We start from the raw sequence: 13624 nt of genomic DNA on the forward strand, positions 1-13624 counted from the left end.
ATACAAAAAATAAAATATTATTTATTGAAGAAATTGGAGAAGATAGATATAAACTAGATAGAATGCTTATGCATTTATATCATGCAGATAAATTTAATGATTGTAATGGAATAATATATGGAGATTTTAATGATTGTATGAAATTCAATAATGAGGGTAATGAAATAATTGATTTATTAAAAGAAATATCAGAGAAGGTTAAAAAACCGTCAATATATAATTTACAATCAGGACATTGTATGCCGATGTTGACACTGCCATTAGGAGTACATTGTAGTATAGATGCTAACAATCAAAAAGTTAAATTTATAAGGTAACTTATTATAAATATGTTATAATCATATACAAGAAAAACTTTAGCTAGGAGGAATATATATGTCTGATGATAGAATAATAGATTTTAATGATTTAAAAAACAAGGTCAAAGATTCTGACGTAGATAAATTTGAGCAATATATATATAATTTATATTTTTCTGTTATGGATGGGAGCTTAACAATGGCTGAATTTTCAAGAAAAATATTTGATTATATGCAGGAAAATAAAATATCTCAAGAAAAATTCATGAATATACAAAAAAAGTTTATGGAGAGATATGGTATGGATTCTGAAGAAGTGGAAAGGCAACTTAAAAACTTTGGAATAGATTCATCAAGTGCAGGATTTGGGAATATTGATATTAATAATATGACTAATGAAAAAATAGAATCAATTAAAAATAGTGCAGGATTCTATGAAAAATATGGACATAAAATACAACCAAAAAGCTGTATAACTACATTTGTTAAAAATGATATTAATGATATTGAAATAGTAATAGATCAAGAAAAGGTTATGCTTTATAGCAATAAAAAGATAAGTTTAATGGACGCAGAACTGAATGAATTTTTATTAGGATATAAAAATATGTTTAATAAAAAGATAAGAGTAGTTTTATGTGAGAACTACAGTGAATACGATTATTAAGACTCAAAAAGCTTCGGGTAAATATATTACAGAAGCTTTTTAAGTCTTAAAATATAAGTGTATATACTTTATTAAAGTCAAAAAAATAAAAAATACTACTCTTAAATAATTTTAAAAGTAGTATTTTGAGAGGACTTAGTTATCCGCGAAGGTCGAATACAGTCCCTTATATATATTATGTTTTATAATGTAAAATTGATACATTATATTGAATTTATTTTATATAAAAATAAGTTTTGCTATAATAGTTATAATTGGTAGGGCTATTATAGTACGTGTTAAGAAGATTACAAATAAATCTTTTAAATTAAGAGGTATATCAGACTTTAATATAACAGCTCCAGTTTCTGTTAAGTATATTAACTGAGTTATAGATAAAGCCCCTATTATAAATTGAGTGATTTGACTTATACCTTCTCCTGACACCATTATTGATGGTAAGAACATATCAGCAAAACCAACGAGTATAGCAGGTGCAGCAGCGGAAGCATCTGGTATTTTTAAAAATTCAAGTATATAAACTATTGGTAGAGATATAAGGTTAAAAAATGGTGTAAACTCTGCAACCATTAATGCTAGAGTTCCCCAAGCCATAACCAAAGGCAAAAGACCTAAGTACATATCTATAACAGTTTTACAACCATTTATAAGCATATTTTTTAATGATGGAGCAGTTTCTGCTCTATCTAATGCTTTATTGAAACTGAATTTGAATATACTTTCTCCTTCTGGAACTAGTTCTTCTTTTAAATGCTGTACATTATTAAAAGTAGTATCTTTAAATCCTTTTAAAGGATATATACGAGGCATAATTAATGCACAAGCTAATGATGCTAGACAAACTGTTCCATAGAAAGGAACGAATAAAGGCATAAAGCCTAATTGGTCAGCTATAACAGTTGAAAAAGGTAAAGATACTAATGAGAAACAAACTGATATAATAGAAGCTTCTTTAGCTGTATAAAAACCTTGCGTATACTGAGTACTCGTAATCATTATGCCAAGAGTTCCATCTCCTAGCCAAGAAGATATAGCATCTACAGCAGAACGACCAGGAACCTTAAATAATTTATACATAGATTTAGATACTAGTGTTCCAAATAAATCCATAAGACCAAAATCTACAACTAAAGGTAGTAAAAATCCTGATACTAAGAATATTGTAAGTAAACTAGGTAAAATGCCTAACATGGTTTGACCTGTTATTTCAGATTTTATAACTTCTGGCCCAAATCCAAATACAGTCATAGATATGAATATTGCACCTAGTATTCTACATATTAACCAAAATGGTGAAACATTTAAAACGCTGTTTAAAAACTCATTTTTTATATGTATAAATTTACTTAATATAGACAATATAGCTGATAATACTATAACTATAAATGCTATATAAATAATATAATCAGCTGAAGTTATTTTTATAAGTTCAGCTAAGAAGCCAATTCCTATGTTTACAGGAGATAAACCTTCTAATGGAATCATAGCTCCATAAGGTAGTGGTATTATGAATAAAAGTAACCCAAATAGTGATGGTATTAAAAATTTTAATAGTCGATAATTGCTCGACTGGGTAGAATATGATAGATTTTTTTCCATAGTTTTAATCCTCCAAATATAAAATAATCTTTTAGATTGATAATAACTAGTTATATTATTTACCGGTAAATGAAATAGTTTTATCAAAAAATAGGAATTTTTAATTCCTTAAATTAAAAAAGTCCCCTGGTCTGTAAAGACCAAGAGACGAAAAATTTCCGCGTTACCACTCTCGTTGATAAGAACATTTAATGTTACTTATCCACTCAAATTCTCTTAAGGCGAGATAACCTATTACCGTACTTAGTTTCAGGTAATATTCTTAGAAGTTCTCTTCAGATAAATTTCAATGCCAAGCTTCCACCGTCCTTGGCTCTCTATAAAATTCATTTAACTTACTCTCTTCATCACTGAATGTATAATTTTGAGTTGTTTTATATAATGTTAAAGTAATTTTTAAAAAAAGTCAACTTTTTATATAAAAAAAAATTATTAAATGTAAAACTACGATAAATATTTTGAATTTTAATGAATTAAATAAGTATTACATGGAAATTAAAAAAATATTATATTTATCACTGAAAATGTTTAAATTTTAATATAAATTAAGGATGAAAGAAAGAGCTAAAAGTATAAAGAAATACAACATCGTAAGATAAAGAAGGTAACATTAATTAATAAAAAAGATAAAATAAAGTAAGACATAAAAGTTTAACATAGGGGGAACGATTAATGGCTATTAATGAAATATTTAGAGAAATGTTTAATGATCAAAAAAGAGAAAGGGAGATAGAACACCAAAAAGAAATAATAAAAAAAGCACTAGAAAGTCAGGGAAATATGTTAAGTGATTTTGAAACAGGAATGGACTTGTTAGAAGAAGAAAAATATGAAGATGCTATGTTTTTTTTAGAAAAGTGTTCTCAAAATAATAATTCTCAAGCGCAGTATGAATTGGGTAGATTATTAAAAGAAGGATTAGGAACGAAACAAAATAATGAAAAGGCTAAAAAATACTTATTAGAATCATATAAGCATGGATTCAAAAAAGCGGGGTCTCTTTTAAGGGAAATGAGATATAAAGAACAAGGCAAATTAAACAAAAAATTAGATACGAAGTTTAAAAATAAAAACAGTGACTTAGGATTTAATATAGATATGCCAATAGATTGGATCGAGTTAGAATCGAAAAATAAAGCTTGCTTTGATGCTATAGCAATAGATAATTTTAATGGAGATGTTATTTTTAATATAAAGATGCAAGTATTTTTAATAGAGATACCTGAGAATATGACTGGATGCGTATCCCTTGATAGAGTTGCAAATAATATGGGATGCATAGAATCTGTTGATTTTAATAATGGACACTGTGATGGAAAACTTATATGTGGAGAAGGTATTGATGGAACTTGTAATTATATATTTATAGCTAAAGGAAAACGAGGAGTATATGATGTTAGAGTTATTGTAGATAAATATCTTGAACCTATATATGAAGAGATAATTGATCATATTATATATAGTTTTGATATAGTTGATAAATAGAGCGCTAGTAAATGGTTATGATTTAATTGATTCAAACTATAAAATATTTAAGTAAAATCTAAAAATTCATAAAAATACCTACTAAATTAATTAATTTAGTAGGTATTTTTTATAAATAAATTACATATTTCAATTATTAAAAAATTATTAGTTTTTATAATTAGCAATTTCCTCAGCTAAATTATTTAAATATTCCCATCTCTCATATTTATGCTCAAGCTCTTTTTCAGCTTCAGCCTTTTCGTTAAGAACTTCTTGCAATTTTACAAAGTCAGTAGCAAATTTAGAAGTACTAGCTTCAAGGTTTTCTATTTTTTGTTCGAGTTTTTCAATATCGTTGTCTATAGTATCAAATTCTCTTTGCTCATTATAAGTGAATTTAAGTTTTCTTTCATTCTTAGGTTTTTCTTTTTTAGGCGAAGGAGCTTCTTCTTTTAGCTTTTGAGCTTCTTCAAACTCTATACCTTGAATTTCTCTATAAATTAAGTAATCGCTATAGTTACCAGTATATATATGAATTTTCCCCATTCCTTCATAGGCAAAAATTTTGTTACAAATTCTATCTAAGAAATATCTATCATGTGACACTGTTATAACAACACCTTTAAATTCGTCCAAATAATCCTCAAGTCTATTTAATGTTTCAATATCTAAATCATTTGTAGGCTCGTCAAGTAAAAGTACGTTAGGGGCAGTCATAAGAGTTCTTAATAAATGCAATCTACGTCTTTCTCCACCAGATAATTTACCAATTAAAGTATATTGCATAGTAGAGTTAAATAAAAACCTTTCACACATTTGAGATGCTGATATTTTAGTTCCGTCAGCAGTTTCTATGTAGTCACTACCTTCTTTCACATAGTCAATAGCTCTCATTTCGTGATGCATATGAGAATCATCTTGATTGAAACACCCAATTTTAACAGTTTCACCTATTTCTATATGGCCACTATCAACAGAAAGTTGTCCATTTAATATGTTTATAAGGGTAGATTTACCTATACCATTTTTACCAATTATACCTATTCTATCTGTACGAGCTAATGTGTACTCTAAGTTATCTATTAAAATTTTATTATCAAAAGATTTAGAAATATTGTGAATTTCTATAATTTTATTTCCTAGTCTAGTAGAACCAACTGATATATCCATTTTTTCATCAGGAGCAAAACTATCTTGACCTGTTAATTCATCAAATCTTTGAAGTCTAGCTTTTTGTTTTGTAGTACGGGCTTTGGCACCACGTTTTACCCACGCAAGCTCTGTTCTTATTAGGTTTTGACGTTTTTCTTCTATACTAGATTCAAGAGCTAACCTTTCTATTTTCTTTTCTAAGAAAACAGAGTAGTTACCGTCATAGCTAAACAATCTACCTTTATCTAACTCTATTATTCTATTAGAAACTCTGTCTAAGAAATATCTATCGTGAGTTATCATAAGTAGTGAACCACGTCTATTATTAAGGTATTCTTCTAAGTAATCAATAGTATCATTATCTAAGTGGTTTGTGGGCTCATCTAATATTAATAATTCACAAGGAGTAATAAGAGCTGAAGCAAGTGAAACTCTTTTTCTTTGACCACCAGATAATTCTTTGATTTTTTGATTAAAATCAGTTAAACCAAGTTTTGTTAAAACCATTTTAGCTTCACTTTCTAAATCCCAAAGATTAAGAGTATCAATTTTTTCTTGTAAAGAAATTAATTTAGTATTTAAAGCATCACTAAAATTAGTATTAATTTTATCAAGGGTTTCTTGATATTCTAATAGTAATTTCATTTCCTCAGAAGTACCTTTAAATACTTGTTCTAAAACAGTAAAATCTTCGTTATAAGCAGGATTTTGAGGAAGATATTCAACCCTAACTCTATTAGCTTTAGTGATAGTACCACTATCAGCTACTTCAGCACCAGCTATAATTTTAAGTAAAGTTGATTTACCAGTACCATTGACACCGATAATACCTATTTTTTCTCCTTCGTTAATACCAAGAGAAATATTTTCTAATAATTTTTTTTCTGAATAACTTTTACATATATTTTCTAAAGTCATTAAATTCATAATATCACCTATATTTCTAAATTATTTAGTCTATTTTTAAAAATATTAATAGTCAAGATTTTGAAAATAATCTCATCAACTTCAGTTTCTTTTCACTTGATTCTTGGTGAGAGATATTTGTTTCAGTTTTTAAATACAGAATATCTTGTTCTAAATTTATAATTAAAAACTATATATATTATAACTCATAACAATAAACTACACTAATAATATTTAAAAATTTAAATTTATTGAACTAAATCTGGGATAGTATCACCAATTATTTTTATACCTTTTTCAATATCTTCAAAAGATAGTCTAGAAAAACCAAGCCTTAAAGTATCATACCCTCTACCGTCAATATAAAATATATCTCCAGGCATAAAAATAACTCCTTTTTCATAACACTTAGACAATAATATTCTAGAGTCTATATTTTTTAGCTTAAGAAAAATATGTAAACCACCATCACCAAGGATATATTCAGTAGGTATGTATTTTTTTACACATTCATAAGCAAAGTTAAACTTATCGCCATAAAATTTACGTATTTTTTTTACATATTTTTCAAAACCACCATTACTAAGATAATCATATAAGATACCTTGATCTAAAAAAGAAACATGTATATTTTTACAACGTTTAACACTTTCTAATTTAGAAATAATACTTTTATCTCCAAAGACCCAGCCAATTCTCATTCCAGGAAATAGTATTTTTGAAAAACTTCCTATGTATATAACCCCATTGCTTAAATTATCTAAAGAGCAAATAGGAAATATGTGAGAGCTAGAGTAAAGAAGTTCTTCATTAAATCCATCTTCAATTATAGCTATATTATTTTTTTTCATTAAATTATAAAATTCATATCTATTTTCAGGGCTCATTACTACTCCAGTTGGATTATGGTATGAAGGAGTTATATAAGCAAATTTAATTTTAGTATCTTTTTTATTATTAAAATTATTTAGCTTATTTTTAAGCATTTTGAAATCAAGGCCATCCTTATTTATATTAACGCTGATAATATTAAGACCAAGAGCTTTAAATATTTTTATAGCTGTATTATGCGTAGGATTCTCGCATATTATATAATCTCCTTTTTCTACAAAGGAAGATAAAAGTATATCTAAACCCTCTGTAAAACCGTTAGTAATTAAAATATCCTTATTAGAGGTATCAACACCTTTTGTATTCATATAGCCAAGAAGATAATTTATAAGAGGTCTATAACCCTTTGCATATCCGTAGTTTAATATTTTATGACCTTCCAGAGATATTCTATTTAAAAAAGATTTCTTTAATTCCTCCATATCAAAAAGTTCACCATTAGGAGAAATACTTTTAAAAGATATCAAGTCAGATTTCCAAGGTATTTCACTTTTAACAATATCCATTTTATTTGCTATTTTAGAATAGTCATTTTCAAGATTATCCCAATTAATACTCCAAGCGTTGTTTAAAATGGTATTTTGAGAGTTTGCAAAAGTGCCTTTTCCAGAAATAGAGTAGATTACTCCTTCAGATTTTAATTCTTCATAAGCTAGAATAACAGAGTTTCTACTTACATTAAAAATCTGGCTAAGCTCCCTTGTAGAAGGGAGCTTACTATTATTTGGGATTAGCCCTTTATTTATCATATCACTAATATGATTTTTAATTTGTATATAAATTGGTTCAGTATCATTTAATTTTAAGTTGGAAAATAACAACATATCACCTCTATAAATATTTAATTTAGAGAGTATTTTATTATTTTATCTAATAACTCACTAAATTCTATTCCTCTAGATTTTGCACTTCTAGGAATTAAGCTAGTTTGAGTCATTCCAGGAAGAGTATTAAGTTCAAGTACATAAGGAATACCATTACTTATTATAATATCAACTCTTACGTATGCTTTGCAATTAAAAATATTCCAACAAGTTTTAGAAATGTTATTTATTTGATTTTGTAAATTATCTTCTAAAAATACAACTTCTTCAATTGCTCCATTTGTACTATATTTAGATTCATAATCAAAAAACTCTGAATTAGCTTTTATAGATACAGTAGGAAACACTTCTCCGTTTAGTACAAATGATGTATATTCACCACCTGGTATATATTTTTCAATCATTACACATTCATCAACTTCAAGTCCCTTTTGTACAGCATTTAAAACTTCATCTTTAGAGTGAACAAAAAATGTTGCAACACTAGAGCCACCACAGTTTGGCTTTATAAATACAGGATAACCAAATTCTTCAATCTTATCATAGTTTATTTCCTCAACAGATTTTACAACTACCCAAGGTGCAGTAGGTAAATTTGAATCTCTTAATATTTTTTTTGTCATATTTTTATCCATACATAATGCGCTTGTAAGAGGACCACAACCGGAGTACGGTATATCCATAGCTTCTAGTATTGATTGTATACAGCCGTCTTCACCAAATTTACCATGAAGAGCTAGGAATGCGAAATCTATATCGCTAGTAAGTTTTGTAAATATATCCATTTTTTCATCTAATATTATTTTTACAACCTCATATTTATCTCTATTAAGGTTATTATAAACTTCTCTTCCTGAATTTAAAGAAACTTCTCTTTCAGATGATATTCCACCCATTATAACAGCTATTTTCATATATATCACTCCTAATTTTAATTAAGTTTATTTATGTCATTTATTATTTATATTTAAAGTATATGTTTTATATACAATACTTGAAAGTACCACTATAGATTAAGTTTTAGGTATTAGTGGTTTTTAGTAAACAAAAATTGATAAAATTTAGAAATTTATTACATTAATTTAATATAAATAGTTTAAAATTATATACAGAGGGGTGGTAAATATGAAAGAAGATTTAATAAAACCAACATTTGAAAAAATTAAAGATAGAGTAGAACAATTTGTTTATGGAGAAGGAGAAACTTCAATAGAAGAAAAAGTTGCAAAAATACTTGTAGATAAAAGCATGACAATATCTGTATCAGAATCATGTACAGGAGGTCTAGTAAGTGCGCATCTTATAAATTATCCAGGCATATCATCAGTATTTATGGAAGGATGTGTAACATATTCTAATGAATCTAAAATAAGTAGGCTTGGTGTTAAAAAAGAAACTCTAGATAAATATGGTGCAGTTAGTAAGGAAACTGCTAAAGAAATGGCAGAAGGCATAGCGAAAAACTTTAAAACTAATGTAGGATTATCAACAACAGGAATAGCAGGCCCACAAGGTGGGAGTGATGAAAAGCCAGTAGGGCTTGTTTATGTTGGGATTCATATAAATGGTGAGACAACTGTCAAAAAGTTCTTATTCAATGGAAATAGACAAGAAATAAGATTAAAGACAACTAAAAACCTACTTAATGAATTAAGATTAAAATTATTAGAATTATAAAAATATATTCATTAAGACTAAAAACAGTAGAAGCTTAGTAAAGTAAAAACATTAAAGTTATTTTTAGGAGGTTTTATATGATAAAGCATATATTTTGTGACTTAGATGGAACATTGTATCACAATGGAATAAATAAAAAAGATATAGCTGCTATTGAAAATATAGAAAAAAAGGGTGTAACGTTTAATATAGCTACAGGAAGAATTTTTAAACAAGCTTATAGTATGACAAAAGACAGCTTGTACATTAATGGATATTACATCTGCGAAAATGGTTCATTTATACATGATAAGAATCACCAAATGATTTATAAAGGAACTATAGATGATGACTTAGTAAAAAAAGTTATTGATAGATTCGAGTCAAGTAAAGCGCATATATATTTTAAGTATGATGGAAAAATTGTATTGTTAGAGGATATACATACTTTAAAAAAATATACAAATGATTATATAATAGACCCTAAGTTTATAAACCAAGGTAGTTTTGATAATTTAGTTGGAAATATAGGCATAGTTTCTAATAATGAAGATGAGCTATATAGAATAGAACTATATTTAAAAAGAGAATTTGATGAGGTTTTAGATATATATTTTACATCTGAACATACAATAAATATAGTTCCTAAAGGTGTATCAAAGAGAAAATCTATAGAATATATATGTAATGTTTTAGATATTAATGAAGAGGAAATTGCAACTATAGGAAATTCTCCCAATGATATAAATATGTTACAAGGACTTAAATACAGCTTTGCAATGGATGAATCTAGAGAAAGTGTAAAGGAAAGTGCAAATTATGTTGTAAAAAATGTAGCGCAAGCAATAGAAATTATAGAAAAAATAAATGGTGTTGAGTAAATCAACACCTAAACACAGTGAGCTATATTATGAGCACTTACAGTGTTTTCTAATATACAGTCGAGAATATAATTTACAACACTGTTACAAGCATAAGAAGAAAATAATAAGTCATTTTTATAATCTGATTTATTTATATATTCTTCATATAAAGCATGGAAAAAATCTTCAAAGGAATTATGAGTTATAACATCTCCTTTGAATTTTGATAAATTTAATTCTTTAGCAATAGCAGATAATTCTCTTTCATAGAGCATATGTTTTTTCATACTGTGTTTAAATTCCCAACGTTGACTATGAGGAACACAAAAGAAATCACATAAAAAATGGCATATAACACCAAGCTCTTGATTAAATTTACTTAAAGAAAAGTATTTAGATAAACTATCTAAGTTAAGATTACATAAATAATTTACTTTAAATGTAATCAAACCTAAAGATTCAGTGCGATAATGCTTTAGAAAAACATATTTAGAAGATATATCAGGTTTTATATTTCCGTAAATAAAGTTTTTCTCACTAATGAAAAAAGATTTGTTATTGTCTATATTTTCAAGTATTGAGTTAGCAATTAAAAAATGGGTACTCATTAGCATATTTACACCTCGTAAAATTAATTTTAATTAATAAGTTGTTATTAAATAATTTATCATATAAAAAAGTGAAATCACCCAGAATGCATATATGATTAATTTTAAAAAATAATATAGTGATTAAATGCATAAATTTATTTAATATTATCAAGAAATTATTCTATTTACAATATGTAAATAATGTTAAAAGAAATAGTAAAGCTAAAAACACAGAGGAGGAATGTATATGAAGAAGGTATTAGTAATGTTAGCAGAAGGATTTGAAGAAATCGAAGCTATATCAGTTGTTGATGTATTAAGAAGGGCTAATATAATATGTGATATGTGTTCAATAAATAAAGAATATGTAAAAGGCACTCATAATATTTTGATAAAAGCAGATTGTTGTATAGACGATATCAATGCTAAAGAATATGATGCAATAGTACTACCAGGAGGATTGCCAGGGGCTACAAATTTAAAAGATAAAAGAGTAAAGTCTTTTGTTGAAGAATTAAATGAAGATAAAAAGATAGTGGCAGCTATATGTGCAGCACCAGAAACTTTAGAAGAATTTGGAGTGCTTAAGGGTAAAAAATGCACATCATATCCAGGTTTTATAAAAAATAGAGAAAGTGTGACTTATATAGAGGATGTAGTTGTAAGAGATGAGAACATAATAACAAGTAGGGGACCTGCAACTGCTATAGAATTTAGTATAGAACTTGTGAAAGCTCTAGGTTATGAAGAAGAAGCTAAGGATATAAAAGAAGGTATGATGGTTAATTTTTATAATAAAATATCTAGAATATAAAGTTAATTAAATATAAAAATATATTTCCAAGGAAATTATAATAATATATATATAAATGAGATTTATAATATATAAATTCTATAAATGTACAGTTAATTCAAATAATCCCCCATTATAATATATATCGTACTATAATGGGGGATTGATAAATAAGAACTTAAATGCACTTATTATTTATTAAATTTTAAACCTTGATAAGAATTACGTCTTTTTAACTCGTCATCTATAGCATTTAAAACTTCCCATTTTTTTAAGCTCCATAAAGGACCAACTAATTCATCTCTTTTACCATCGCCAGTTAATCTATGGACAATCATAGTCTCAGGAAGAATTTCAAGCTGATCACAAACTAAGTTTATATATTCATCTTGAGTCATTAAAGTCATCATATCTTTTTCCAACATTTTTTCCATTGGAGTATCTTTTATAACATGAAGTAAATGAATTTTTATACCGTCAACACCCATATTAGCAACAGACTTTGCAGTTTCCATCATCATATCATAATCTTCTCCAGGGAGACCGTTTATTATATGAACTATTACTTTTATATTCTTAGCTTTTAATTTTTCAACACCTTTAACAAACTCTTGATAATCATGACCTCTATTTATAAGTTTAGATGTTTTATCATGAATAGTTTGTAATCCTAATTCCACCCATAGATTAGTTCTTTCATTAAGTTCCCCTAAGTAGTCAACTACATCATTAGGCAAACAATCAGGCCTTGTTGATATTGAAAGTCCAATAACATTATCAAGTCCTAATATAGTTTCATACTTTTCCTTTAAAACATGTAAAGGAGCATAGGTATTAGTAAAGGCTTGGAAGTAACCTATATATTTTGCAGATGACCATTTTTTGTGCATCATTTGTGTTATATCATCAAATTGTTTAATAAGATTATCCTTAGGATTTCCAGCGAAATCACCAGAACCATCTTTGCTACAGTAGGTACATCCACCAGAACTTATTTTTCCATCTATATTGGGGCAAGTAAAACCAGCGTTTATAGATACTTTAAACACCTTTTCACCAAATGTATTTCTAAGATAGTAATTCCATGTATGATATCTTTTATTATCAAAAGCATATTTAAATTTTGTCAATAGTATCACCTTTTTCTAATTAGTATTATATACATTAATTTATATTACCATAAAAAAAATATATATACAAATTACATATATCTATAAAAAAATTTATTAAATATAAGTAGTGAATTTATAAATAATCAGTTTGAACTTAAAAAATATATTTACAATACTGTTATATATTTTACTGAATATATATTTTAATGCTTTAATACAATGTACTAACTAAAGCAATTCAAGGGGGGAGTAAAACTATGGATAAAGATAATTTTAATGGGAAGAATGAAGAAAATAATGATTCAAATATAACAGATGAAAAAGAGATAAAAGAAAATCAGGAGATTGAAGAAGAAAGTAGTGAGGAAGCTAAAGAAAATTTAGAAGATAACAAAGATGAAATAATAAAATATAATTCAAATAGTAATGACAATGAAAAAGAATCGGAAATTGAAGATAGTTATACTGAATATGGTCACACCAAGAATAAAAAAAGAAAAATTATAATAGGGACTATAATAGGAGTAATAATCTTATTATCTATAATTATTAATGCGAATATATCTAAATATGATAGTGTCGTGTATCCAGGTATATCTATCTATGGAGAAGATGTAGCGGGTTTAAATAAAAATGAATTAAATAAAAGAATAGATAAATTCAAAAATAAAATAAATGAAAAGACAGTAACGATAGATGCTAATGGAAAATCTTATGATTTACAAATTAAAGATATAGTCTTAGACTATAATGAAGATAAATTAGCAGACAAAATTTTTACCCATAATAAAGACAAAAATATATT

Annotated in this window: 12 protein-coding genes, 1 pseudogene and 1 other annotated feature; of the genes and pseudogenes, 7 read left to right on the plus strand and 6 right to left on the minus strand. The window is 26.7% G+C overall.

Annotation, left to right across the window (positions count from 1 at the left end):
- Together VLM92_RS12525 and VLM92_RS12530 are read left to right on the plus strand one after the other, a co-directional pair.
- Positions 1–317 (plus strand): annotated as a pseudogene (locus VLM92_RS12525) (LD-carboxypeptidase); the annotation flags it as partial.
- Positions 318–375: 58 nt separating this feature from the next.
- Positions 376–966, plus strand: a complete 591-nt coding sequence (locus VLM92_RS12530; RefSeq protein ID WP_325276672.1) for a DUF3867 domain-containing protein — start codon at positions 376–378, stop codon at positions 964–966.
- A gap of 219 nt (positions 967–1185) precedes the next feature.
- On the opposite strand, the gene VLM92_RS12535 is transcribed toward VLM92_RS12530, so the two are convergent.
- Entirely contained in the window at positions 1186–2565 is a 1380-nt protein-coding gene (locus VLM92_RS12535) for a YjiH family protein (protein ID WP_325276673.1), read from the minus strand.
- A gap of 140 nt (positions 2566–2705) precedes the next feature.
- Positions 2706–2925, minus strand: a binding site (T-box leader).
- 312 nt (positions 2926–3237) lie between these two features.
- Between VLM92_RS12535 and VLM92_RS12540 the strand changes: the two genes are divergently transcribed.
- Positions 3238–4050 carry a hypothetical protein gene (locus VLM92_RS12540; RefSeq protein WP_325276674.1) on the plus strand — a complete coding sequence of 271 codons (813 nt, stop codon included), beginning with the start codon at positions 3238–3240 and terminating at the stop codon, positions 4048–4050.
- 147 nt (positions 4051–4197) lie between these two features.
- On the opposite strand, the gene VLM92_RS12545 is transcribed toward VLM92_RS12540, so the two are convergent.
- The 3 genes from VLM92_RS12545 to VLM92_RS12555 all read right to left on the minus strand — a co-directional run bounded on the left by VLM92_RS12545 (position 4198) and on the right by VLM92_RS12555 (position 8719).
- Entirely contained in the window at positions 4198–6111 is a 1914-nt protein-coding gene (locus VLM92_RS12545) for an ABC-F family ATP-binding cassette domain-containing protein (RefSeq protein ID WP_325276675.1), read from the minus strand.
- A gap of 227 nt (positions 6112–6338) precedes the next feature.
- Complete coding sequence (locus tag VLM92_RS12550) at positions 6339–7805, minus strand: PLP-dependent aminotransferase family protein (RefSeq protein ID WP_331681766.1); 1467 nt, start codon at positions 7803–7805, stop codon at positions 6339–6341.
- A gap of 17 nt (positions 7806–7822) precedes the next feature.
- Entirely contained in the window at positions 7823–8719 is an 897-nt protein-coding gene (locus VLM92_RS12555) for a D-alanine--D-alanine ligase (protein ID WP_325276676.1), read from the minus strand.
- 211 nt (positions 8720–8930) lie between these two features.
- Between VLM92_RS12555 and VLM92_RS12560 the strand changes: the two genes are divergently transcribed.
- Entirely contained in the window at positions 8931–9482 is a 552-nt protein-coding gene (locus VLM92_RS12560; RefSeq protein WP_331681767.1) for a nicotinamide-nucleotide amidohydrolase family protein, read from the plus strand.
- 77 nt (positions 9483–9559) lie between these two features.
- Positions 9560–10342: an HAD family hydrolase gene (locus VLM92_RS12565; RefSeq protein WP_325276677.1), complete on the plus strand. Its 783-nt coding sequence runs from the start codon at positions 9560–9562 to the stop codon at positions 10340–10342.
- Positions 10343–10350: 8 nt separating this feature from the next.
- On the opposite strand, the gene VLM92_RS12570 is transcribed toward VLM92_RS12565, so the two are convergent.
- Entirely contained in the window at positions 10351–10938 is a 588-nt protein-coding gene (locus VLM92_RS12570) for a zinc dependent phospholipase C family protein (RefSeq protein WP_325276678.1), read from the minus strand.
- A 223-nt stretch (positions 10939–11161) separates the two neighbouring features.
- On the opposite strand from VLM92_RS12570, the gene VLM92_RS12575 reads away from it, so the two are divergent.
- Positions 11162–11728 carry a DJ-1 family glyoxalase III gene (locus VLM92_RS12575; protein ID WP_325276679.1) on the plus strand — a complete coding sequence of 189 codons (567 nt, stop codon included), beginning with the start codon at positions 11162–11164 and terminating at the stop codon, positions 11726–11728.
- Between the two features lie 170 nt (positions 11729–11898).
- On the opposite strand, the gene VLM92_RS12580 is transcribed toward VLM92_RS12575, so the two are convergent.
- On the minus strand, positions 11899–12837 hold the full coding sequence (locus VLM92_RS12580; RefSeq protein ID WP_325276680.1) for a TIGR01212 family radical SAM protein: 939 nt from the start codon (positions 12835–12837) through the stop codon (positions 11899–11901).
- 239 nt (positions 12838–13076) lie between these two features.
- Here VLM92_RS12580 and VLM92_RS12585 point away from each other — a divergent pair.
- Positions 13077–13624, plus strand: a 548-nt coding sequence (locus VLM92_RS12585) for a hypothetical protein (protein WP_331681769.1), incomplete at its 3' end; no start/stop codon positions are given.

This window comes from Romboutsia sp., assembly GCF_035470145.1.
Classification (GTDB): domain Bacteria; phylum Bacillota; class Clostridia; order Peptostreptococcales; family Peptostreptococcaceae; genus Romboutsia_D.

Excerpts from the sequence above, each read along its gene's own strand:
- VLM92_RS12530 (WP_325276672.1), top strand. The coding sequence starts at position 376 with ATGTCTGATGATAGAATAATAGATTTTAATGATTTAAAAAACAAGGTC.
- VLM92_RS12535 (WP_325276673.1), bottom strand. The coding sequence starts at position 2,565 with ATGGAAAAAAATCTATCATATTCTACCCAGTCGAGCAATTATCGACTA.
- VLM92_RS12540 (WP_325276674.1), top strand. The coding sequence starts at position 3,238 with ATGGCTATTAATGAAATATTTAGAGAAATGTTTAATGATCAAAAAAGA.
- VLM92_RS12545 (WP_325276675.1), bottom strand. The coding sequence starts at position 6,111 with ATGAATTTAATGACTTTAGAAAATATATGTAAAAGTTATTCAGAAAAA.
- VLM92_RS12550 (WP_331681766.1), bottom strand. The coding sequence starts at position 7,805 with ATGTTGTTATTTTCCAACTTAAAATTAAATGATACTGAACCAATTTAT.
- VLM92_RS12555 (WP_325276676.1), bottom strand. The coding sequence starts at position 8,719 with ATGAAAATAGCTGTTATAATGGGTGGAATATCATCTGAAAGAGAAGTT.
- VLM92_RS12560 (WP_331681767.1), top strand. The coding sequence starts at position 8,931 with ATGAAAGAAGATTTAATAAAACCAACATTTGAAAAAATTAAAGATAGA.
- VLM92_RS12565 (WP_325276677.1), top strand. The coding sequence starts at position 9,560 with ATGATAAAGCATATATTTTGTGACTTAGATGGAACATTGTATCACAAT.
- VLM92_RS12570 (WP_325276678.1), bottom strand. The coding sequence starts at position 10,938 with ATGCTAATGAGTACCCATTTTTTAATTGCTAACTCAATACTTGAAAAT.
- VLM92_RS12575 (WP_325276679.1), top strand. The coding sequence starts at position 11,162 with ATGAAGAAGGTATTAGTAATGTTAGCAGAAGGATTTGAAGAAATCGAA.